A 22,832-nucleotide genomic window follows, 5' to 3' on the forward strand; every position below is an offset into this window, starting at 1 on the left:
TATATGAAGAGTATTACGATATCAGTGGAAATATGTATTTGAAGAAGTTCTTTTCAGAAGAAATTAAGAATAAACTTAAACTAATTGCTCTTTATCATAATAAAAAACCATTTAAATTTTTTAAATATGAAAGGGATTTATGTACTTATTATTATAACAATGTGTTTAAGAATGGGGATATTGTATTCTGCGATGCAAGAGGTTTAGATAGTGCATTAATTAATTGTAGTATGAATGTTAAAAAAGTAATGGTATATCATAGTACCCATTATGATGGTGATGTAACGAGAGGGTCTTATAAAAAATCATTACAAAATCCAGATTCAATTGATAAATATTTAGTACTAACAGACTATCAAAAGAATGATATTTTAAATGATTTTGAAATTGATGCACATAAAATTAAAGTTATACCTCATTTTGTAGATGAACTATTAGATAAGACTGTAGATCAGGAAAGTAAAGATGACCAATTCTGTTATATGGGGAGAATTTCTAAAGAAAAAAGAATAGACCATATTATTGAAGCTTTTGCTAAATATATTAAAAATGGTCACAAAACGAAATTATTGATTTATGGTAGTGATAATGGTGATGAATTAGGAAGACTGAAACCTGTAGTTAATGATTTAAATGTTTCTGATTATGTAATATTTAAAGGTTACACAAGTAATCCACTACAAGTATTTAATGATTCTAAGGCATCGTTTTTAACAAGTCAATTTGAAGGTTTTGGACTGACAGTGATGGAAAGTATAAATAATGGATGTCCTGTTGTTTCGTACGATATAAGATATGGACCAAATGAACTAATTCAAAACTATCAAAATGGAATATTAGTAGAAGAGGGAAATATAAATGAATTAGCTGATGCCATGGAATATTTAAGTAATCATGCGTTGGACGATGTACAATTAAGTAAGAAATTTAGTTCTTCAACGGCTAAAGAAAGTTTTGGAAATTTAATTAATTATTTGAAATCTTAACGGTTGATTTGAAATAAATTATTTGACCTTTACTAATTAAGTAGAGGTCATTTCATTATGTGAGATTACATAGTTAATATTTAATAATTTAAAATAAGGGTATATTAGATGTAGATAATAAGATTAAAAATAGTTAGGACTGATTATAAATGATGAAAATAATTGCGTTTAGTATATTTGTTGAAGATCAAGATATAGCCCAAGAAGTTTATACAGATAGGTTAGGCTTTGAACTTAAACATAATATTGATATGGGAGGTCCCAAGTGGTTGACCGTTGTTGAAAAAAATTCGAATAATCCAGTAGAAATAGTATTAGAACCTAATGACAATCCAATCGCAAGAGAATATCAAGAAAAACTATATAATAGTAACATACCAGTGACAATGTTTGGTGTAGATGATATTGAAGAAACTTATACACACTTAAAATCAAAAGGTATTGAATTTAAGACTAAACCTAAACAAGTAGAAGATATGAAATTAGCGGTATTTGATGATCAGTGTGGAAACTTATTACAAATCATTGAAAATTAAAGAAACAAACCAAAAGAATACTTTTGGTTTGTTTTTTTATAGCTTTATAACATAGTCAATTTCGTTATCTTTATACAGTTTAGATCTAGTCATGACTTTAGGGATATTATATTTATCTTTCATTTTTATTGCGTTAGAGAGAACTTCATCTGCACATGCTACGATATCAATATTATTTGTATGTTGAACAATTTCTAAATATATTTCGGCTGTAATATTACAGCCGTCTATTCCGATTCGCTGTTTATTCATATTAAATCCCCCTTAATTTGGTAGTAAATTAAGGATATTATAAGAAATGCATTTCATGTCAATCTTTTAATTTAAATACGGAGTGTCGTTTTATTAAATGTGTATCAAACTTAGTTTGAGTAATACTATTATTCGATAATTGTTTGAATAATTGAATACCAATGGTATGTAGTGGAATATCTACTGTTGTTATATTTAACAATGTTGAAATTTCTTGATTTTCAAACCCTATTATGGAAAAATTTTTCCTTTCTGTTTCAGATAAACTTAAATATAATCCAGCAGCTGTATGGTCACTTGAAATGACAATAGCAGAAGGTATAGTTTTAGTTTTTTTGAGTGATTCATATAATGCTTTTCCATCTTCTAGTAATGCATAATTCTCAAAAATTAATTCTTCTTTAATGGGAATATGATGTTCTAAACAAAAATCTTTATATGCAGAAAGTCTTTGAATTGAACTAGAACTATTTCTTCTATTAATTACACATCCTATATCGCGATGACCAAGTTTATATAAGTATTGAAGTGCATGCTTAAAAGCATGATAATGATCAATGTAAGTGGTATGAAGCGTGGTGTTTTTAATATTTTCAAATATTGAAATAGGTCCATACTGTAAATAAGATTCTATGGTAGCTATTGATATATTTCGTGAGCAAATAATTAACGAATCTAATTGCTTTAATTTTAACATTTCAAGGGCCTCAAGTTCTTGTTTACTATCATAGGATGTTTGAAATAAAACCACTTTTTTATTTTTTTGAGTTGCTACCTCAGAAATACCTTGAATAAGTTGCGAAAAATATGGGTAATTTGAGAATGGTATGACAATCCCAATTAGATTTGTTTTGCCTTTAATAAGATTTATAGCATTAATATTTGGTATATAATTTAATTCTTCTATGATTTGATGTACTTTATTTCTTGTATCTTTATTAACATGTGGATGGTTATTTAAGACTCTAGAAACTGTAGTCGGAGAAACACCTGCAAGCTTTGCAACTTCTTTTAAATTTGCCATTTATTTCCCTCCTTATTTATACATACAATTATATCAAAAAATTGTATCATCATTTAAAAATTCATTATTATATATAGAATAGGTGTTCAAAGGTAAAAATATAGATATTAGATTTAATACGCTCAAATAAGGGTATATAAATTATAGTTTAAAACTTTTAATAAAGGAGCTTGTTAATTTGAGTACATTAGTAAGCAATTTAAATGAATTTATATCAGCGTTAAAAGAAGAGAAAAAAGAAATAGAATTAACACAATCTATGTTAATACCTTATTCAATTCAGTTGTCTAAAGGAACTAAAATCCATGGTACCAGAAATAAAACGGTATTTATTGCGTTTAATTCAAGTGAAGGGATTAGTTTAGAAGGTGATAATAAATTAGAAAATTTATCAATTCAAACGATGAGCAATCATAGAGCAATTTATATTAAATCAAATGAAGAGGATTTAGGTACGATCGAACTAAATGATTTAACAGTTACTGGACAGGTTCAGCTTCTAACAAGAGCACCACAGAAGGTACTTAAACTTAAAGTTGATGGACTAGACATCGTATCATCTGATTCTCGTCTTGGTACTGAGAAACCACTTGCATATGGTGTTACAGTATATCAAGGTGCTTTGACTGTTTATAATTATAATCAAGCAGAAGATTCATTGATTAAAGCTGATATTCAAAATGTAAGTATCGGTAGACCTAATGCACCAGTAATAGGAACAGGTATCTTTATCGGTGGCTTTGGTGAAGATGGCGGCAAAGTTGACTTAGAATATTTGCATACAAAAAATATATATTCAAATGGCATGATTCCATTTGGGCAACCAACTATTATTACAGGTGGAATATTTATCGTTTCTGGTGCGCATGCTAAATTAATAGAATGCGAAGGAGCAGTGACAACATATGGTGTGAACGATATGGTGTTAGATGTATGGGGTGAAGTAGACAAGTGGGTGTGCAAAGATTATATTAAATCTTATGGTACATCTGGTATTGGATTTGTTAATTTTGGTGTTGTACACGACTTTGTTGCTGAAAAACCTATTGAAACATATGGATCAGGTGCTAGAGGATTTAATCAATATGATGGAACAATTGATAAAGCACAATTTGATTCAATCATAACATATGGTGATGGATCAATTGGTATGCAATTTTCAAAACCTGTAGGAAACATCAAAATATTAAACGATGTGATCACATACGGAACGACTGGAGAATCGTTAGTTAAAGGACAAATTCAAGAGTTAGATGCGATAGCGATTTCACTTAAACCAAATGGAATACTTAAAGAATTAAATATCGGTGGAAATATTGAAACAAATGGTGCCAATATACTGGCGCTCAGTGTTGAAGAAGATTCACAAATAGAATCATTCAATTTGAATGGTAATATACAAACAGCTAGCGAAACAAACAAGGCTATTGATATTAGTGAACAATCATTATTGTCAGAAGATGTTAAGAATACAATTAATGAGTGCGTGAAATCTTAATATGCTTTAACCAGTTTACTGTTTATATATATTGATTGTATAAAGGTAGTGGTATTATGATACTTTTTTCATAATGCCACTATCTTATTATTTATACTGACAATTATTTCAAAAACTTGTATCATCAATTAAAAATTTATCATTATATATAAAGTAGGTGTTCATATGAAGAAACAGTTTTATGAATTAGAATGTTTTCATTTAGAGGCGAATAATAGAACTGATAAACAGCGCGTCTTAGATATTTTAGACGATGATTTTAAGGAAATAGGTAAATCGGGTCGAGTTATTACGAAACAAGATATTAAAGAATCGACATTGCATACGTTTGATTTTGATATATTGGATTTTGAAGCATCAAAGATACAAAAAGGTGTTGTTCTTATCACATATCAATTAATTAATAAAAGCGATGATATCGTGACGAATAGAAGTTCGCTTTGGGTTAGAAGAAGTGCATCGTGGAAAATGAGATTTCATCAAGGAACTATTGTTTAAAAATATAAACTCCTATATGATGTTAACATATATACATATGGAGGCTTAATATGACAAAAAGTATTACAACAAAAGAATTTTTCTTTAACATTCTTAATGGAGTTGGAATTGGTATCGTGATTGCATTAGTTCCTAATGCGATACTAGGTGTGCTATTTAGTTATTTATCACAATTTCATCCTATACTAGAAATGTTTAATCAAGCGTTACTGTTAATGCAGTTTGGTATGAGTTTTATAATTGGTGTCGTCGTTGCAAATCAATTTAAATTTCAAGCAACAGACGCTGTTATGATAGGGGCTGCAGGTTTAATTGGCTCAGGTGCCGTTACTGTAAATCAAGGTAAATTTATTTTTACAAATATTGGCGATGTTATAAACTTAATGCTTGTACTTATTATAAGCTGTTTTTTAATTATTAAATTAAAAGGCAAATTCGGCTCTTTAGATATGCTTATATTACCAATCATCATTTCAGTATTTAGCGGTTTTATTGGCATGATTACATTGCCATATGTAAGCGTTGTGACTAAAGGTATTGGAAACATGATAGAGCAGTTTTCTACATTTAATCCTTTATTAATGTGTATATTAATAGCTATAACGTATTCATTATTAATGGTTACACCCATCTCTTTAGTAGCGATTGCGACTGCAGTTGGCTTACAAGGGTTAAGTGCAGGAGCGGGGAATATGGGGATAGTAGCAGCTTGTGTTACTTTCTTAATGGGGTCATGGAAAGTGAATGATAGAGGCATCAATTTAGTGTTAATCATTGGTGCAGCTAAAATGATGATTCCAGTTTATTTCAAAAGTCCAATCATTGCAGTACCTTTGATTATAAATGGGCTAATGAGTGGTGTTATTACATATTTCGTTGGTATTAAAGGCACACCGATGTCTACAGGATTTGGTTATACAGGATTTGTTGGACCAGCAAATGCAATTAAATACATGGATGGTTCAATTGTCATCAATATTATCATATTGATATTCGCTTATTTCGTTATTCCGTTTGTGTTTGCGTTTATCGTACATAAAATATGTTTAAATTTCCTACCTAAATATAAACAAGAATCATTTATTTTTAAAGAAGCATCATAAATACGTAATGTGGACCTTGGACATCATACATGTCTAAGGTTCTTTTTTTGTAAATTGATATATTGTTTGAATATTAAGAAAATACGTTGTTTGAACTTTCAAATTGATGTAAACTTGTACAATGTTCGAAAAAAATGAAAAAGGTGGATAAAAAAATGCGTATAAAATTATTTAATATAAGAGAAGATGAAAGAGTATTTGCAGAAAAGTGGGGAGAAAAACATAATCATGAAATTGAATGTACGACGAATAACTTAACACTTGAAAATGTTGAACAATTAGAAAATTTTGATGCTATAAGTACACAACAACTATTTAAGTTTGATGATCGAATATATTCTGAACTTAAGAAGCAAGGTATAAAGCAAATAGCTGGTCGTGCAGCAGGATTTGATATGTTTAATATTCAAGAAGCTGAAAAAAATAATATAACGATAACAAATGTACCCTCTTATAGTCCTAATGCTATTGCAGAATTTGCTGTATGTAGAGCTTTAGAACTAGTTAGAAATATAAATAAAATAGAAAAAAGAGTGGTCAATCAAGATTTTACATGGGATGACCAAGTGATAGCTAAAGAACTTAGAAGTATGACGGTATTAGTTATTGGTGTTGGTAGAATAGGAAAAGTGAGCGCAAAATTATTTAAAGGATTTGGCGCAAATGTAATAGGATATGACCCAAATGATCAATCTTTATCTGAAATTGAATACGTACAAGATTTGAATACAGCTTTATCAAAAGCTGATTTGATTACATTACATGTGCCAGCAAATGAAGATACGTTACATATTATTAATGAAGAAACGATTTCAAATATGAAAAATGGTGCATATATAGTGAATACTTCAAGAGGTATAACAGTGGATACTAAAGCATTAGTAAGTGGATTAAATACAGGTAAAATACATAGCGCAGCACTCGATGTGTATGAAAATGAATTTGAATATTTCTCTTATGATTATACAAATAAAATAATCAAAGATGAATTATTATTAGACCTTATGAATAGAGATGACGTCTTAATTTCTCCACATATTGCTTTTTATACAACTACAGCTGTACAGAATATGGTAGAGGTTGCATTGGATAGTGCGATGGAAGTAATTGAAACAGGAACAAGTGTAAATACAGTAAAATAAGTCGGAATTTATACCAAACTGAATAATTTTTAAAATTTAGATTGCATAAATTTACATAATTACGTATAATGATGAATATTAACATTTCAGGAGGTTAGGAATTTGAATAGAAATATATATTTTAAATCAATGTTTATATTCATGTGTGCAATGCTATTAGTTGTATTTGTATTACCTTTTAAAGCAGAAGCTGCAGGTGATCAATGGGATAAAGCAAAAGAACGAGGAGAATTGAGAGTAGGGTTATCTGCTGATTACGCACCATATGAATTTGAACATACAAAAGATGGTCAGCGTGAATATGCAGGTATTGATATTGAACTAGCAAAAAAAATTGCTAAAGATAATAATATCAAACTAAAAATTGTAAATATGCAATTTGATAGTTTGTTAGGTGCATTGAAAACAGGAAAAATAGATATGATTATTTCTGGAATGGCTCCAACTCCTGAAAGAAAAAAAGAAGTAGACTTTTCTGACGATTACATGGAAGTTAATCAGAGGCTAATCATCCAGAAAAAAGATAAAGATAAATTGAAGTCTATTGACGACTTTAAAGGGAAAATGATAGGCGTTCAGAAACAAACAACACAAGAAGAATTAGCAAAATCAGAAATGCCAGATTCACAAGTGAGTTCATTAACTCGAGTACCAGAAGTGATTATGTCTCTCAATTCGGGAAAAATTGATGGCATGATTATAGAAGGACCAGTTGCAGATGCATATTTAGAAAAAAATCCAAACCTATCATACTCAGATGTGAAATTTGGAGATGCGGATAAAACGACCGCAATTGCATTACCAAAAAATTCGCCGAAATTAATGGATAGAGTAAATAAAAGTGTTAAAGAAGTAAAAGATAAACATTTAATTAAAGATTATAAGGATAAAGCAACTGAAGCAATGTTTGATGATGGTTCGTTTTTTAGTAAATACGGTTCTTATTTCTTACATGGTATAGGGTATACAATATTACTTTCATTTCTAGGTGTTGTAGCAGGTGCAATTATTGGTTGCTTCCTAGCACTTATGAAAATCGGAAATAGTAAGATACTTAAAGCTATTGCGTCTGTCTATATTGAATTTATTAGAGGTACACCATTACTTGTTCAAGTGTTCTTAGTTTACTTTGGAACTACAGCAGTCCTCGGGCTAGATTTATCAGCGCTCATCTGCGGTATTATAGCGCTCATTATTAATTGTAGTGCTTATATTGCTGAAATTATAAGAGCAGGTATAAATGCTGTTGATAATGGACAAATGGAAGCGGCTAGATCTTTAGGTTTGAATAAATCTCAAGCCATGAATAAAGTGATAATGCCACAAGCAATTAAAAATATATTACCTGCGTTAGGTAATGAGTTTGTAACGGTTATTAAAGAATCATCAATCGTGTCAGTTATAGGTGTTAGTGAGCTTATGTTTAATGCACAAGTCGTACAAGGTGCATCATTTGATCCGTTTACACCATTACTAGTAGCAGCTGTACTTTATTTTGTATTGACGTTTACATTATCGAGAGTTATGTACTTTGCTGAAAGGAGGTTCAGTGTCAGTGATTAAAGTTAAAGAATTGTACAAATCATTTGGTCAAAACGAAGTGTTAAAAGGTATCAATTTGAATATAAAAAAAGGTGAGGTAGTAGCCATTATTGGACCATCCGGAAGTGGTAAGAGTACATTGTTACGATGTTTGAATTTATTAGAAAAACCTACCTCTGGTCAAGTCATATTTGAAGAAAATGATTTAACAAATACAAAAGGAACTAAGTTAGATCAATTAAGACAAAAAATGGGCATGGTATTCCAAGGATTTAATTTATTTCCTCATAAGAAAGTAATAGAAAATATAACACTTACGCCATTAACATTGAAAAAAGCGAGCAAGACTGAGTTGGAAAACCAAGCAAACCAACTATTGAAAAAAGTTGGCCTAGAAGAAAAATCAAACGTATATCCATCTAAATTGTCCGGTGGTCAAAAGCAACGTGTTGCAATCGCAAGAGCTCTTGCGATGAATCCGGCAGTTATATTGTTTGATGAACCGACTTCTGCGTTAGATCCAGAAGTTGTAGGTGAAGTACTTGCCGTTATGAAAGACCTAGCCAAAGAAGGCATGACGATGGTTGTAGTTACTCATGAGATGGGTTTTGCTAAAAATGTAAGTGACCATGTTATTTTTATGGATGAAGGCATAGTACAAGAAGAAGGTGCACCGGAACAAATTTTTGAAAATCCTCAAAATGAAAGAACGAAACAATTTTTATCAAAAGTATTGTAACACGAAAATAATAAAGGAGTGCTTACATGTTAGAAGTAGGGATTGTAGGAGGAAGTGGATACGGCGCAATAGAGTTAATAAGATTGTTAAATCAGCATCGCCAAGTGAGTATTAAATATATATTCTCACATTCTAAAGCAGGCGAAGACATTAAAAATTCATACCCACATCTACAAGATAATGTAAAGTTACCATTTACTACGTTAGATGTTGAGAATGTTGAGTGTGATTTAGTGTTTTTTGCAACACCTTCAAATGTGAGTAAGCATTTTATAGCACAACTATTAGATAGAAATATTAAAGTTATTGATTTATCAGGTGACTTTAGAATTAAAAATCCACAAGTTTATAAATCATATTATGGAGAAAAACCTGCAGAACAAACATATTTAAATCAAAGTAATTATAGTTTGGCAGAATGGTCTCATGTAAACCAAAAAACGACAAATTTAATCGCTAACCCAGGGTGTTTTCCGACTGCTACATTACTTGCATTATATCCATTGATTACGAATGAATTGATCAACCATGACCATATCATTATAGATGCAAAAACAGGTGTCTCTGGTGCTGGTAGGAGCTTAAGTCAAAATGTTCATTACGGTGAAGTAAACGAAAACTTATCAGCATATAAATTAGGATCACATAAACATATACCAGAAATTGAACAATACTTATCTGAATTAACACATTCAAATATAAAAGTTACATTCACACCGCATTTAATACCTATGACTCGTGGCATTTTAACGACGATATATGTTGATTTATCAAGTGATGTTAGTAATCAATATATTCATCAATTATTTGAAAAAACATATGAAGATAAACCATTTGTGAGGATTCGCCAGTTAGGTGAATTTCCAAAGACGAAAGAAGTGTTGGGAAGTAATTATTGTGATATTGGAATTTACGTAGATGAAGAAAGAAATAAAGCAATAATCGTTTCAGTTATAGACAATCTCGTAAAAGGTGCAAGTGGACAAGCAATTCAAAATTTAAATAAATTATATGGATTTAAAGAAAATGAAGGATTAGATTTATTACCTGTATATCCATAGGAATGGAGGAAGATGATGATGGAAGAAACCGAACAAGTAATTCATAATGATTTGACAATAATTAATGAAGGCGATGCGGCATCACCTGAAGGTTATATAGCTGGTGGTGTGCATGTTGGTTTACGTAGGTCAAAGAAAGACTTTGGTTGGTTATATTCATCAGTTCCTGCAAATTGTGCAGCTGTTTATACTCAAAATGCTTATAAAGCTGCACCATTACAAATTACAAAAGATAGCATCGATGTAACACAACAGCTTTCAGCAATCGTCATTAATTCAGCAATCGCAAACGCATGTACAGGTGAACGCGGTATACAAGATGCTAGACTTACGAGAAAATTGGTTTCTGACAAATTACAAATACCTGAATACGAAGTTGGTGTCGTATCTACTGGTCTTATTGGTGAATTTTTACCTATGGAAAAAATAAAGCACGGTATTAATCAAATTGACGTATCTACAAATGTAAATTCAAGTGATTTTAATGAATCTATTTTAACGACAGATTTAGTAACGAAACATACTGCTGTTACGATTTCAATTGAAAATGAAACGATAACGATAGGTGGGACATGTAAAGGATCTGGTATGATAAATCCAAATATGGCCACGATGTTAGGGTTTATGACAACTGATGCAAATGTTGATTTAGAAGATTTGAATTTACTTTTAAAAGAAATTGTTGATGAAACTTTTAATATGATTACAGTAGATGGAGATACAAGTACGAATGATATGGTTATTTTAATGGCAAATGGCAAGAAATTAAGCAACTCATTGAATAAAAATCATCCTGAATGGAACAAATTTGCAAATGCAATTAAATATGTAAGCCAATATTTAGCTAAAAGTATTGCTCGAGATGGTGAAGGTGCTACAAAGCTAGTGAAAGTTACAGTTTCAGGCGGAGATTCTAAACAAACAGTTAATAAAATCGCAAAGACGATCGTTGGTTCTAGTTTAGTTAAAACTGCCATACATGGTGGTGATCCGAACTTTGGAAGAATCATTACAGCAATAGGATATGCAGATTCAACAATTTCTCCGTACGATGTCGATGTTAATTTATGCGGAAGTAAAATCGTTGAAAATGGAATGGCAGTACCTTATGACGCATCAAAATTAAAAGCTAAAATGGAAAGAGATACTATTGATATTGATGTAAAAATTGGAGAAGAACCATTTTTAGCTACTGCGTTTGGTTGTGATTTATCTTATGAATATGTTCGAATAAATGCATTATATCGAACTTAATGGGAGCTGTTAAACATGAAATATGCGGTGATCAAAATCGGAGGTAGCATATTAAGTAATATGAGTCAGTCAGTCATTGATGATATTCTACTGATGAAACAAAAAAATTATATGCCTATAGTCGTTCATGGTGGTGGACCATTTATAAATAAACAATTGAGTAGAATGGGCGTGGAGAGTCATTTTATAGATGGATTAAGAGTGACTGATGATGAAACGTTACATCAAACAACACAAGCTCTAATAGGGGATGTAAATCCTACAATTGTGAGTAAACTTAATAAGTCTGGACCAAACGCGATTGGGTTAAACGGTATGGATTTAAATTTATTTGATGTGGAACCGCTAGATCCTAAGTTTGGACATGTAGCGACATGTAGTAATGTAAATAAGAAATCCTTAACATCTATATGTTTGAACGCTATACCAGTTATTGCACCAATTAGTATTGATAGAATGAGCAATCAAAAATACAATATAAATGCTGATAGTTTAGCATATAAAATTTCAAGCGAAATGAATGCTGATTTATTTATTATAAGTGATATACCCGGTGTTATGATTAAAGAAAAAATTCAATCAGAATTAAACATTAAAGAAATTAATAAACATATAAACACTTCAGAAATTTATGGTGGAATGATTCCAAAAGTTACTGGTGCAATTGTCGCAATTAAACAAGGGTGTAAAAGCGTCAAAATCATACCCGGCAATGTAGAAAATGCATTAATGAAAAGTATCGAGTCTACCATGATTGGAACAACTATCACGACGTAGTTAAGAATAACAATTATATAAAGTGATAATAATTTAGAATAATCTATTCTTAGTTGAACTGAAATAGAGACATCTCCATCAAAAAAATCTTAATGATTTTTTTGATGGAGATGTCTCTTTTAATTTCTAAAATTCAAGATATAATGAATAGATATGTTAAAATAAATAGGCATGTTTGATAGTGAGGTGAATAATACTGGAATTAGATAACTTAAAGCAAGAATTAATAGATTACGCGCATTCTATCGGAATAGATAGTATAGGATTTACAACTGCTGATCCATTTGATGAATTAAAACAGAAACTCAAAACTTATCATGAAAATGGCTATGCATCAGGTTTTGAGGAAAGTGATATTGAGTTAAGGACAGTCCCTAAATTATCTTTACCGAGTGCCAGATCAATTATTGCTATAGCAGTAGGATACCCGAACAAATTAAAAGGCGCTCCGAAAAGTGTGAAAGGCGATAGAAGAGGTATGTTTGCACGAGCTTCATGGGGCCAAGATTATCATACTATAATGAGGAATCGATTAGATAAGCTTAGTAAGTTTCTACAAGAAAAAGTACCAGACGTTGAGATAAAATCAATGGTAGATACCGGTGTATTATCTGATCGTGCTGTAGCTGAAAGATCAGGATTAGGATTTGCAGGGAAAAATGGTTTTATAATAAATGAAGATCTTGGAACATGGACTTATTTAGGAGAAATGTTAGTAAGTATTCCATTCAAACCAGATGATCCTGTAATCGATAGTTGTGGCGATTGTAATATTTGTGTTGATAGATGTCCAACGGGTGCTTTAGTTGGAGATGGACAACTAAATAGCCAAAAATGTATTAGTTTCTTAACACAGACGAAAGGCTATCTTAAAGATGAATATCGATACAAAATAGGAAATCGTTTGTATGGTTGCGACACTTGTCAGCAAGTGTGTCCGAGAAATAGAGGCATTAATACTGAACATGATGATATTATATTAGAACCTGAAACATTAAAGCCAAGATTAGTACCATTATTAAAAATGTCTAATAAGCAATTTAAAGAAAATTATGGACATCTAGCTGGTGCTTGGAGGGGTAAGAAGCCAATTCAAAGAAATGCAATTATTGCTTTAGCTCATTTCAATGAAGAAAGTGCAATACCAGAATTAAAAGACGTTGCCTTAACTGATCCAAGACCAATGATACGAGGAACAGCACATTGGGCAATTGGACAAATACTTGGAGAAGAGGCAAGACCATTTGTTATGTCGCATTACGAACATGAAATAGAAGAAGTACAGCAAGAAATGATTAAAGGATTAGAGACGAGGAGACCATAAATTATGACAAATCATGTTGTTTTATATCAACCGGAAATACCAGCAAACACAGGAAATATTGCAAGAAGTTGTGCAGCTACAGATACAACATTACATTTAATTAGACCACTAGGATTTAGTACGGATGATAAAATGTTAAGAAGAGCAGGACTTGATTATTGGAAATTTGTAAACATTGTTTATTATGATAGTATCGAAGAATTTTTTGAAAAAACAGAAGGTGGGTATTATTACTTATTAACGAAGTTTGGTAAAGTACCACATACAGAATTTGATTATAGTAATTTAAATGATGATCATTACTTTATTTTCGGTAGAGAAACAACAGGTTTACCTGATTGGGTCAAAGAAAAGTATAAAGAAACAGCATTAAGAATTCCTATGAATGAAAATGTTAGATCGTTAAATTTATCAAATACAGCAGCAATTTTAATATATGAAGCATTGAGACAACAAAACTATCCGAACTTGTCTTAAAATAAAAAAACTGAGACCATTTTGGTCTCAGTTCATTATTATTTAGATTTTAAGGATTCAAGCTCTTTGTTTAAATCTTCTTCTTTAAGACCATAATCTTTAGAATCACGACCTGCTGTTAACATCGCAGTTAAAAATGCGGCACCGACCATACATATTAATAACGTGTTCATTAAATTAGCCCCCTAGCTATGTTATGTTATCTTTATTATATACGAAATAGATGAATAATTAAATATATTTTTAAGGAGACTTTCAAATGAATCAATATTCACTAACAAATGCAGTCATTTATACAGAAGAAGAAACTATAAATTCGGGTTTTGTTGAAGTTAAAGATGGCATCATATCAAAAATTGGAAAAGGAATATACGAAGGTGATTTAGAGCAAATTGATTTAAAAGGTCACCACCTCATACCGGGTTTTATTGATATTCATATTCATGGTGGATATGGACAAGATGCAATGGATGCAACACCAGAATCTTTAAATATACTAACTAAAAATCTTCTTTCAGAAGGTACAACAAGTTTTTTGGCAACTACGATGACACAATCTACAGAAGCAGTTAATAAAGCATTAGAAAATATTGCAAACTTCAAGCCTGAAGATGAGCAAAGTGCAGAAATTTTAGGTGTACATTTAGAAGGGCCATTTATTTCTGAATTTAAAGTTGGCGCACAAAATCCTGAATTTGTTGCGAGACCATCTGTTCAAAAATTCAAAGACTTCCAAAAACACGCGAACAACTTAATAAAGATTGTAACAATAGCACCAGAAGTAGATGGAGCGGGTGAAACAATTAAAACTTTATGTCACGATGTTATATTTTCAGCTGGACATACTGTTTCTGATTTCGATGGCATTGAAGAAGCGGTTGATAATGGCTTAAAGCACATTACACATCTATATAATGCGCAAACAACTTTTACACATAGAGAACCGGGTGTGTTTGGGGCAGCACTCACTGATGAAAGACTTACAACTGAAGTTATAGTAGATGGCGTACATTCTCATCCAAATGCTGTAAAATTGGCTTATTTAGCAAAGGGAAATAAAAACTTTTGTGTTATTACTGATGCAATGAGAGCGAAAGGTATGCAAGATGGGAAATATGATTTAGGTGGTCAAGACGTTATTGTTAAAAATAATGAAGCAAGATTAGAATCGGGCTCTTTAGCAGGTAGTATTCTATTAATGAATCAAGGTTTGAAAAATTTAATGAACTTTGCTGGTATTAGTTTAGAAGAAGCATGGCGTACAACGAGTTTAAATCAAGCCATACGATTAAATGTTGATGATAAAATCGGATCGATTAAAGTTGGCAAAAAAGCAGATTTAGTTGTTGTTGATTCAGAAATAAATGTTTTAACTACGATTAAAAATGGGTATGTTATAAATAATGATTAATGATTATAATAAATATGATAGATAAGTTGAAATGAGGAGTGGACAAAATGGCTTTAAACTTTAAAGTATTTGAAACAAAAGGTATTGCTACACGCTATGTTGCAGATTTAGTACGTAAACAATTTAATGGTGATAGTACTTCAGTAGTTGGTATAAATTTAGATTCTGAAAATACATCTTTTTTTGATGAATTACTTGATGATGTGAAAAAAAATCCTGTAGATTTCAGTCAAATTCATATTTTAGATTACGATGGGAAAGCTGATTATTATACAGAACTTGGTGTTCCAACTAAACAAGTAGTAAAAGCAGAAGCTAAAAATGATGTTGAATCGTTAATTAAAGATAAAGTAAATACAGATAAGAAGAAAAACAAATTAATGTTAGATGTGATTACATTAACAGAAGACAGTGACACTGGATTAGATTATGATTCTGAAATTCATCCTGCAAGAGAAGTAATTGTTCTCGTTACAGGAAAAGAAAAAGCACAAGCAATTAAAAAATTATATGAAGAGCCAGTAAGTAGCTCAGTAGCATCAGCTAAATTAAAACAACATAGAATGGTAACAGTTGTACTTGATAATGAAGCAGCACAAGGATTGCCAGAAGACGTAAGATCATACTTCACAATTCAATTCTCTTAAGAAGGTGAATATTTTGGATAAACATATTGAAGATGAAAATGAAATGGTTCGAGACTTAGATGATGTTAAAGAACTAGGTAAAGAGATGGAACAAATATCAGAACAAAATGATGAAGATTACGAAGAGAAAAAAGAAGAGCAAGAATCTTAAACATATTAACAAGAGCCTATGACAGAAGCGATGTCTTTGGTTCTTGTTTTTTATTTGAAGTGAATTTTCAGACAACTGATTGTTTAAATCGGACACTTAATAGGATATAATAAAAGTGAAAGATAAATGTTATATAAAAGAAATAAAGGGGCGTATTAATAATGAGTTTTAGAATTGAGCATGATACATTTGGTGAAATTAAAGTGCCTGCAGATAAATATTGGAAAGCACAAACACAAAGAAGTAAACAAAACTTTCCAGTTGGTAAAGAACAAATGCCAATCGAAGTTATTTATGGCTTTGCTCATTTGAAAAGAGCTGCTGCAATTACGAACAACGAGTTAGGTAAATTATCTGACGATAAGAAAAACGCTATTGTTTTTGCAACAGATGAAATATTAAATGGAAAGCTTAACGACCAATTTCCATTAGTTGTTTGGCAAACTGGTAGTGGTACACAAAGTAATATGAATGTGAACGAAGTTGTGAGTTATGTTGCAAATGAATATTTAGAGAAACAAGGTTCAGATGAAACAGTTCATCCGAATGATCATGTAAATATGTCTCAAAGTTCGAATGATACTTATCCAACAGCAATGCATGTCGCATTATATCATGAAATTGAGTCGAACTTATTACCGTCATTAACTAAACTAAGAAATACATTAAAAGAAAAAGAAAATCAATTTAAAGACATCATCAAAATAGGAAGAACACATTTACAAGATGCGACACCATTAACGTTAGGACAAGAAATAAGTGGTTGGAGATATATGCTAGATAAATGTGAAACATTGTTAAATCAGTCTAAAGATCAATTATTAAATTTGGCAATTGGCGGTACTGCAGTAGGTACAGGCATTAATGCACACCCTGATTTTGGTGATAAAGTAGCTCGTCAAATAGGTAAACAAACAGGTTATGCGTTTGTATCATCTGACAACAAATTCCATGCATTAACTGCACACGATGAAGTTGTGTATGTACATGGTGCTTTAAAGGCATTAGCTGGGGATTTAATGAAAATCGCTAACGATGTTAGATGGTTAGCTTCAGGTCCGCGTGCGGGATTAGCTGAAATTTCAATACCAGAAAATGAACCAGGATCATCCATTATGCCTGGTAAAGTAAATCCAACGCAATGTGAAATGTTAACGATGGTATCTGTACAAGTTATGGGTAACGATGCTGCAGTTGGAATAGCTTCTTCACAAGGTAACTTTGAATTAAATGTGTTTAAGCCAGTGATTTTATATAACACGTTACAGTCTATTTATTTATTAGCTGATGGAATGGAAACATTTAATAATAATTGCGCAATTGGTATTGAGCCAATTGAAGAAAATATTGATAAGTATTTAAATCAATCATTAATGTTAGTTACAGCATTAAATCCTCATATAGGATATGAGAATGCGGCAGCAATTGCTAAAAATGCACATAAAAAAGGGCTAACTTTAAAAGAATCTGCTGTTCAATCCGGACATTTAACAGCAGAAGAATTTGATGAATGGATTAAACCAGAAGATATGATAGGCTCTAAAAAATAGAAGCATCTATTAGAAAAATATAGAAAACAAACAAAAAGGTGCTTAAGGCACCTTTTTGTGTATCAATATAAATAAAAGGAGGTACATATGAAAAGAATAGGACTTATTGATATAGGATCAAATACGATTAGGCTTGTTATTTTTGAATGTTCATATTCATCGGGTTTAAATGAATTACAAAATATCAAAACACCTGCAAGATTAAGTCAATATTTAACAGATGATAAAGTAATGAAACAAGAAGGGATTGATATTCTTGTAGACACGTTGACTAGTTTTAAAAAGGTAGCTGAAAAGTTTTCTGTAGATAAATTAGTACCAGCAGCAACGGCAGCAATAAGACAATCTACAAATTTAAAACAAATTGTTAAAGAGGTAAAGGATAAAGCGAACCTTGAAATTCAAATTATTCCTGAAGAAGATGAGGCGTTTTATGGTTTTTATGCTGCAACACATACACTTAATATCGTGAATGGGATGACGGTCGATATTGGTGGTGGTTCTACAGAAGTGACATATTTTGAAGACAAAACATTACAAGAATCAGTTAGTTTTCCATTCGGTGTCGTAACGTTAGAGAAAATGTTCTTTGAAAATAAGGACCATAACGACAAAAGCGCAATTAAGAAATGCGAAAAATTTGTTAAAGAGCAGTTTGAATCAAAAAAATGGATAAAAGACAAAGGGGTTCCCATTATTGGAATAGGTGGATCAGCACGTAATAATGCACGTATCCACCAAGCTTTACATGATTATCCAATTGCAGGTGTACATGGTTATGATATGTATCAAAAAGATTTAGAAGAAGTATTATATGTGCTTAAAAATGCATCTAAAAGTGAACTAAAAGATTTGGATGGTTTAAGTAGAGACAGAATCGATATTATTATGCCAAGTGCAATTGTTTTTAATGCACTATTTGAAATAAGTCATGCTTCACATTTCACTTTTTCAAGAAAAGGTTTAAGAGAAGGTGTGGCCATGACGATGTTGAAGCAAGACTTCCCTAAATTATTTAACAAGGATAAAGTTGCACCGGATGCATTACGGTTTCTAGCAAATGAATATCATATTAACCCTTCTAACGGTAGACAACGAATGAAATTAGGAGAATTATTATTAAACCAACTAAATGACAAGATAGATTTGAATATATCTGATTCAGACAAAGCATTATTTAAAGAGGCATTATATTTATATTATCTTGGGTCATATATTGATGCGGATTCTAGTTCACAACATACGTATTATATTATTGCTAATTCGAGCATTAACGGATTGTCACATAAAGAACGCGTTAAGCTAGCTCTATTAGCAAGCTTTAAGAATAAATCTTTATTGAAATATTATGTTAAAGATACTGCTTGGTTTAAAGATAGTGAAATAGAACAAATTCAAAAATTAGGCGGCATCATAAAATTTGCACATGCATTAAATGTTTCAAATACAGATTGTGTGACGACGTTACAATTACAGGAAGAGAAAGAAGATTACGAATTAATCGTAAAATATGTTACAGATCCAATTGCAGAAGCATATCAATCTGAAAGACAAAAGAAACATCTAGAAAAATTACTTTCAAAAAAACTTTATATTCAATTTACAAAAGGTTAATATTTGTACGATTTAATTAAATGGTATGGCATCGATGTTATATGAAATACGGAGAGGGTGAAATACAATATGGAGGCAAATATACAAAAATATAATTTAGATAATCCAGCGTTTTATAATAATAGAGAATTAAGTTGGTTAGATTTTAATTATCGAGTACTTGAAGAAGCATTAGATCCTAATAATCCATTACTTGAACAACTAAAATTTTTAGCGATACACAGCTCAAATTTAGATGAATTTTTTATGGTAAGAGTTGCCGGATTAAAAGATCAAGTAAAGATGGGATTTAATGAACGAGAGAATAAAGCACAACTAACGCCAACCGAACAACTTGTTGGTATAGAGCAAAAAAACCGAGAAAACGTTGAACTTCAATATAAGAGGTTTAATGAATTGAAAGAACAACTCAAATCTTATAACATTTTCATTACACAACCAGAAAGATTAAATGATACATTAATAAATCAATTAAATGAACAATTTAATTTAGAAATATTACCAACTTTATCACCACTTGGTATTGATGCATATAGACCTTTTCCTAAATTAAATAACAAAATGTTGAATTTATTTGTAGATATACAACTAACAGATGGCGAGATTAAATCCGCAATTGTTCCAGTTCCTACTTTATTAGAAAGAATTATCAAATTAGAACACGAAGGTAATAAATATATTGTATTTCTCGAAGATGTCATTTTATATTTCATTGATCAACTATTTAATGGATTTGAAGTTATTAATACGTATACATTTAGAGTGACACGAAATGCAGACCTTACAATACATGAAGACGGTGCAGAAGATCTATTAATTGAAATTGAGCGCTTTTTGAAAGAAAGAAAAAGTGGCGCAGCTGTTAGATTAGAAATAGATAGTAGACATATTAATGCTGACGTTAAAAGTCTATTTCTTATGAACGAAATTGAAATTACCGAAAAAGACATTTATAGAGTAAATGGTCCCTTGGATTTAACGGTATTATTTTCGTTAGTTGGCCAGTTAGAAGACCTGTTTCCTGAATTATTGTACAAACCATATACACCTCAAGTTCCTCAAGCGTTAAGTGATCACAATATATTTGACTTAGCTTTAAAAAAAGATATATTCTTCCATCATCCATATGAATCATTTATGCCAATTGTTGATTTTATAAGAGAAGCATCAGAAGATCCTGATACACTAGCGATTAAACAAACACTGTATCGAGTGAGTAGTGATTCACCGATTATTGAAGCGTTAAAGAATGCTGCTGAAAATGGTAAGCAAGTTACGGTATTAGTAGAACTGAAAGCAAGATTCGATGAAGAAAACAATGTACAGTGGGCTAAAAGACTAGAAGATGCGGGATGCAATGTTATATACGGAATGACTTTCTTGAAAACGCATAGTAAAATTACGTTAGTTATTAAGAAAGTACAAGGTAAAGTGACAACATACGTTCATTTAGGTACAGGTAATTATAATGATAAAACAGCAAAGATTTATACAGACATGGGTATTATAACAACAAATCCCAAAATTGGTGAAGATGCTATCAATTTCTTTAATTATTTGAGTGGATATTCGCTGAAACCTGAATATAATGAATTAATCGTTGCACCTTTTGAAATAAGAGATTTCTTCGTTGAACTGTTAGATCAAGAAATTCAGTCTCATAAAAAACATGGAAATGGCTTAATCATAGCGAAGATGAATTCACTTACAGACAAAAAAGTCATTAATAAGCTATTTGAAGCATCCCAATGTGGCGTTAAAATTAAATTAATTATTAGAGGTATTTGCTGTTTAAAACCGGGAATTAAAGGTGTAAGCGAAAATATTGATGTGATTAGTATAGTAGGTAGGTTTTTAGAACATTCACGCATATACTATTTTCATCATAATGGTGATGAAAAAATGTATCTATCATCTGCAGATATGATGACAAGAAACATGATTAAACGTGTTGAAATATTATTTCCAGTACTTGATCAAGAATACGTTAAACGACTAATGTCTTACTTAAATCTTCAATTAAATGATGGCCTTAAAGGCAGAATTCAAAATTCTAATGGTATATATGAATATAATCAAAGTGGTAATAAAGAAATAAACAGTCAAGATATGCTTATGAAAGAAGCTATGACATTTACAAAATTTGAAATGAACAATCAAATTAAAATAGGTAAACCTATGACAAGTAAAAGAAATAGTATGTTTAATCGATTTAAAAAAAAGTTTAAAAAATAAAATTTCACCTTATATAAACAAGCCAGTCGCCAAAATCATAATGCATGATTTTGGCGACTGGCTTTATTTGTCGTATATGATTTATACAGCTCGTATTTCATGTTAACTAATCATCTAATGTTACGGTTACGATTTCATCCTTGAAGGGATGTTCAAACTCGATTTTGTAGCTGTGTAATTTTAATTGTCTCAATTTACTATTGTTATATAAAGGATCTCCAACAACTGGATGACCTATTTCGGCAAGGTGAACACGAATTTGGTGGGTTCTACCAGTGTCTAATTTAAGTTCAACTTCAGCAGTATGTTCATCTAACATATGACTTTCTAGTATATGCGTTATGGCGCGTTGTCCTGTTGGTGAAACACGGCGTTTATTCGGATGGAATTTATCTTTACCAATTGGCATATCAATCGTTTGCGGTTTCAACGGAAGTAGACTATCAACTTGTGCTTTATATGTTCGTGTTATTTCTCGATCTTCTAACATACGATCTAATACTTTTTTCGCAATCGGATGTTTAGCAATAAGTACGAGTCCAACTGTTTCTTGATCTAATCGATGAACAGGTTCAGTATAGTCAGAATCTAAAGTGTATATAACATGATTCATTAAAGTATTTGCTTCATTCATATCATTCGGGTGTGTTTTAACACCTTTTGGTTTTACAACAATAGCAAGATATTCATCTTCATATTTAACTTCAGCAAGGCGATAACTCGAAACATATTGGCTTGTTTCTTCAAGGACTGGAACATTAAGGATATCTCCAGCTGAAATTGTTGCTCTTAAGTGACTTTGTTCGTCGTTCACTGTAATTTCTTTGGACATTCTTAATAGATGAAGTTCTTTTTTGGGTAAATGTAGTGACTTAAACATATCTTCTATTGTAAATTTATCAAATTTCTTTGGTATTATAATTTTCATTGTATCCTCCAGGAATATTTTTCTTAAAATCGGGAAAAACCATATAGTAACTCAAAATAAGTTATAATTAAGTATAACAAGAA

At 31.1% G+C, this 22,832-nt stretch carries 23 protein-coding genes; 19 read left to right on the forward strand and 4 right to left on the reverse strand.

Annotation, left to right across the window (positions count from 1 at the left end):
- Together CD111_RS06930 and CD111_RS06935 are read left to right on the forward strand one after the other, a co-directional pair.
- On the forward strand, positions 1 to 986 hold a 986-nt coding region (locus CD111_RS06930), incomplete at its 5' end, for a glycosyltransferase (RefSeq protein ID WP_103268493.1).
- 152 nt (positions 987 to 1,138) lie between these two features.
- On the forward strand, positions 1,139 to 1,522 hold the full coding sequence (locus tag CD111_RS06935; protein WP_095090092.1) for a VOC family protein: 384 nt from the start codon (positions 1,139 to 1,141) through the stop codon (positions 1,520 to 1,522).
- A 36-nt stretch (positions 1,523 to 1,558) separates the two neighbouring features.
- Here CD111_RS06935 and CD111_RS06940 read toward each other — a convergent pair whose 3' ends face one another.
- Together CD111_RS06940 and CD111_RS06945 are read right to left on the reverse strand one after the other, a co-directional pair.
- Entirely contained in the window at positions 1,559 to 1,774 is a 216-nt protein-coding gene (locus tag CD111_RS06940) for a Gfo/Idh/MocA family oxidoreductase (protein WP_095087169.1), read from the reverse strand.
- Positions 1,775 to 1,832: 58 nt separating this feature from the next.
- Positions 1,833 to 2,798 carry a LacI family DNA-binding transcriptional regulator gene (locus tag CD111_RS06945; RefSeq protein WP_095087171.1) on the reverse strand — a complete coding sequence of 322 codons (966 nt, stop codon included), beginning with the start codon at positions 2,796 to 2,798 and terminating at the stop codon, positions 1,833 to 1,835.
- Between the two features lie 178 nt (positions 2,799 to 2,976).
- Between CD111_RS06945 and CD111_RS06950 the strand changes: the two genes are divergently transcribed.
- The 11 genes from CD111_RS06950 (at position 2,977) to trmL (ending at position 14,213) form a co-directional block, all read left to right on the forward strand.
- Entirely contained in the window at positions 2,977 to 4,296 is a 1,320-nt protein-coding gene (locus CD111_RS06950; RefSeq protein ID WP_188350507.1) for a hypothetical protein, read from the forward strand.
- Positions 4,297 to 4,461: 165 nt separating this feature from the next.
- Positions 4,462 to 4,794 (forward strand): nuclear transport factor 2 family protein, encoded by a 333-nt coding sequence (locus CD111_RS06955; protein WP_095087173.1) that lies wholly within the window; start codon positions 4,462 to 4,464, stop codon positions 4,792 to 4,794.
- 50 nt (positions 4,795 to 4,844) lie between these two features.
- The gene (locus CD111_RS06960) at positions 4,845 to 5,897 is read left to right on the forward strand and encodes a PTS sugar transporter subunit IIC (RefSeq protein WP_095087175.1); all 1,053 of its coding nucleotides are present in this window, start codon (positions 4,845 to 4,847) and stop codon (positions 5,895 to 5,897) included.
- 155 nt (positions 5,898 to 6,052) lie between these two features.
- Positions 6,053 to 7,039 (forward strand): D-2-hydroxyacid dehydrogenase, encoded by a 987-nt coding sequence (locus tag CD111_RS06965; RefSeq protein ID WP_095087178.1) that lies wholly within the window; start codon positions 6,053 to 6,055, stop codon positions 7,037 to 7,039.
- A 129-nt stretch (positions 7,040 to 7,168) separates the two neighbouring features.
- Positions 7,169 to 8,602: an ABC transporter substrate-binding protein/permease gene (locus CD111_RS06970; RefSeq protein WP_188350515.1), complete on the forward strand. Its 1,434-nt coding sequence runs from the start codon at positions 7,169 to 7,171 to the stop codon at positions 8,600 to 8,602.
- A complete protein-coding gene (locus tag CD111_RS06975) occupies positions 8,595 to 9,320 on the forward strand; it encodes an amino acid ABC transporter ATP-binding protein (RefSeq protein WP_095087182.1) in 726 nt (241 codons plus the stop codon). The genes CD111_RS06970 and CD111_RS06975 overlap by 8 nt, the downstream gene beginning before the upstream one ends.
- A gap of 26 nt (positions 9,321 to 9,346) precedes the next feature.
- Positions 9,347 to 10,381, forward strand: coding sequence for an N-acetyl-gamma-glutamyl-phosphate reductase (argC, locus tag CD111_RS06980; protein ID WP_095087184.1), 1,035 nt, complete (start codon positions 9,347 to 9,349; stop codon positions 10,379 to 10,381).
- A 15-nt stretch (positions 10,382 to 10,396) separates the two neighbouring features.
- Positions 10,397 to 11,635: a bifunctional glutamate N-acetyltransferase/amino-acid acetyltransferase ArgJ gene (gene argJ / locus CD111_RS06985; RefSeq protein WP_371868713.1), complete on the forward strand. Its 1,239-nt coding sequence runs from the start codon at positions 10,397 to 10,399 to the stop codon at positions 11,633 to 11,635.
- Between the two features lie 15 nt (positions 11,636 to 11,650).
- Complete coding sequence (gene argB, locus CD111_RS06990; protein WP_095087186.1) at positions 11,651 to 12,412, forward strand: acetylglutamate kinase; 762 nt, start codon at positions 11,651 to 11,653, stop codon at positions 12,410 to 12,412.
- 196 nt (positions 12,413 to 12,608) lie between these two features.
- A complete protein-coding gene (queG, locus tag CD111_RS06995) occupies positions 12,609 to 13,736 on the forward strand; it encodes a tRNA epoxyqueuosine(34) reductase QueG (RefSeq protein ID WP_095087188.1) in 1,128 nt (375 codons plus the stop codon).
- A 3-nt stretch (positions 13,737 to 13,739) separates the two neighbouring features.
- Positions 13,740 to 14,213 (forward strand): tRNA (uridine(34)/cytosine(34)/5-carboxymethylaminomethyluridine(34)-2'-O)-methyltransferase TrmL, encoded by a 474-nt coding sequence (trmL, locus tag CD111_RS07000; protein WP_095087190.1) that lies wholly within the window; start codon positions 13,740 to 13,742, stop codon positions 14,211 to 14,213.
- A 38-nt stretch (positions 14,214 to 14,251) separates the two neighbouring features.
- On the opposite strand, the gene CD111_RS12850 is transcribed toward trmL, so the two are convergent.
- On the reverse strand, positions 14,252 to 14,386 hold the full coding sequence (locus CD111_RS12850; protein ID WP_268234623.1) for a hypothetical protein: 135 nt from the start codon (positions 14,384 to 14,386) through the stop codon (positions 14,252 to 14,254).
- 86 nt (positions 14,387 to 14,472) lie between these two features.
- Between CD111_RS12850 and nagA the strand changes: the two genes are divergently transcribed.
- The 6 genes from nagA (at position 14,473) to CD111_RS07025 (ending at position 21,821) form a co-directional block, all read left to right on the forward strand.
- Entirely contained in the window at positions 14,473 to 15,624 is a 1,152-nt protein-coding gene (gene nagA / locus CD111_RS07005; RefSeq protein WP_095087191.1) for an N-acetylglucosamine-6-phosphate deacetylase, read from the forward strand.
- A gap of 47 nt (positions 15,625 to 15,671) precedes the next feature.
- A complete protein-coding gene (locus tag CD111_RS07010) occupies positions 15,672 to 16,271 on the forward strand; it encodes a sugar phosphate isomerase family (RefSeq protein WP_095087193.1) in 600 nt (199 codons plus the stop codon).
- Positions 16,272 to 16,275: 4 nt separating this feature from the next.
- Complete coding sequence (locus CD111_RS12435; protein WP_268234622.1) at positions 16,276 to 16,422, forward strand: SAS053 family DNA gyrase inhibitor; 147 nt, start codon at positions 16,276 to 16,278, stop codon at positions 16,420 to 16,422.
- Positions 16,423 to 16,583: 161 nt separating this feature from the next.
- On the forward strand, positions 16,584 to 17,972 hold the full coding sequence (gene fumC / locus CD111_RS07015; RefSeq protein WP_095087195.1) for a class II fumarate hydratase: 1,389 nt from the start codon (positions 16,584 to 16,586) through the stop codon (positions 17,970 to 17,972).
- A gap of 87 nt (positions 17,973 to 18,059) precedes the next feature.
- On the forward strand, positions 18,060 to 19,586 hold the full coding sequence (locus CD111_RS07020) for a Ppx/GppA family phosphatase (RefSeq protein WP_095087197.1): 1,527 nt from the start codon (positions 18,060 to 18,062) through the stop codon (positions 19,584 to 19,586).
- A gap of 69 nt (positions 19,587 to 19,655) precedes the next feature.
- Complete coding sequence (locus CD111_RS07025) at positions 19,656 to 21,821, forward strand: RNA degradosome polyphosphate kinase (RefSeq protein WP_095087199.1); 2,166 nt, start codon at positions 19,656 to 19,658, stop codon at positions 21,819 to 21,821.
- Between the two features lie 106 nt (positions 21,822 to 21,927).
- On the opposite strand, the gene CD111_RS07030 is transcribed toward CD111_RS07025, so the two are convergent.
- Positions 21,928 to 22,749: an RluA family pseudouridine synthase gene (locus CD111_RS07030; RefSeq protein WP_095087201.1), complete on the reverse strand. Its 822-nt coding sequence runs from the start codon at positions 22,747 to 22,749 to the stop codon at positions 21,928 to 21,930.
- Between the last annotated feature and the right edge of the window lie 83 nt (positions 22,750 to 22,832).

The sequence above is a fragment of the Mammaliicoccus stepanovicii genome (assembly GCF_002902525.1).
GTDB lineage: Bacteria > Bacillota > Bacilli > Staphylococcales > Staphylococcaceae > Mammaliicoccus > Mammaliicoccus stepanovicii.

What these genes read in the sequence shown, in the direction of transcription:
- CD111_RS06970 (WP_188350515.1), top strand. Translation starts at nt 7,169, where the DNA reads ATGTTTATATTCATGTGTGCAATGCTATTAGTTGTATTTGTATTACCT.
- argB (WP_095087186.1), top strand. Translation starts at nt 11,651, where the DNA reads ATGAAATATGCGGTGATCAAAATCGGAGGTAGCATATTAAGTAATATG.
- argJ (WP_371868713.1), top strand. Translation starts at nt 10,397, where the DNA reads ATGATGGAAGAAACCGAACAAGTAATTCATAATGATTTGACAATAATT.
- CD111_RS06940 (WP_095087169.1), bottom strand. Translation starts at nt 1,774, where the DNA reads ATGAATAAACAGCGAATCGGAATAGACGGCTGTAATATTACAGCCGAA.
- CD111_RS06935 (WP_095090092.1), top strand. Translation starts at nt 1,139, where the DNA reads ATGAAAATAATTGCGTTTAGTATATTTGTTGAAGATCAAGATATAGCC.
- CD111_RS07025 (WP_095087199.1), top strand. Translation starts at nt 19,656, where the DNA reads ATGGAGGCAAATATACAAAAATATAATTTAGATAATCCAGCGTTTTAT.
- CD111_RS07020 (WP_095087197.1), top strand. Translation starts at nt 18,060, where the DNA reads ATGAAAAGAATAGGACTTATTGATATAGGATCAAATACGATTAGGCTT.
- fumC (WP_095087195.1), top strand. Translation starts at nt 16,584, where the DNA reads ATGAGTTTTAGAATTGAGCATGATACATTTGGTGAAATTAAAGTGCCT.
- argC (WP_095087184.1), top strand. Translation starts at nt 9,347, where the DNA reads ATGTTAGAAGTAGGGATTGTAGGAGGAAGTGGATACGGCGCAATAGAG.
- CD111_RS06965 (WP_095087178.1), top strand. Translation starts at nt 6,053, where the DNA reads ATGCGTATAAAATTATTTAATATAAGAGAAGATGAAAGAGTATTTGCA.
- CD111_RS06945 (WP_095087171.1), bottom strand. Translation starts at nt 2,798, where the DNA reads ATGGCAAATTTAAAAGAAGTTGCAAAGCTTGCAGGTGTTTCTCCGACT.
- trmL (WP_095087190.1), top strand. Translation starts at nt 13,740, where the DNA reads ATGACAAATCATGTTGTTTTATATCAACCGGAAATACCAGCAAACACA.
- CD111_RS07030 (WP_095087201.1), bottom strand. Translation starts at nt 22,749, where the DNA reads ATGAAAATTATAATACCAAAGAAATTTGATAAATTTACAATAGAAGAT.
- CD111_RS06960 (WP_095087175.1), top strand. Translation starts at nt 4,845, where the DNA reads ATGACAAAAAGTATTACAACAAAAGAATTTTTCTTTAACATTCTTAAT.
- CD111_RS12850 (WP_268234623.1), bottom strand. Translation starts at nt 14,386, where the DNA reads ATGAACACGTTATTAATATGTATGGTCGGTGCCGCATTTTTAACTGCG.
- CD111_RS07010 (WP_095087193.1), top strand. Translation starts at nt 15,672, where the DNA reads ATGGCTTTAAACTTTAAAGTATTTGAAACAAAAGGTATTGCTACACGC.
- CD111_RS06955 (WP_095087173.1), top strand. Translation starts at nt 4,462, where the DNA reads ATGAAGAAACAGTTTTATGAATTAGAATGTTTTCATTTAGAGGCGAAT.
- nagA (WP_095087191.1), top strand. Translation starts at nt 14,473, where the DNA reads ATGAATCAATATTCACTAACAAATGCAGTCATTTATACAGAAGAAGAA.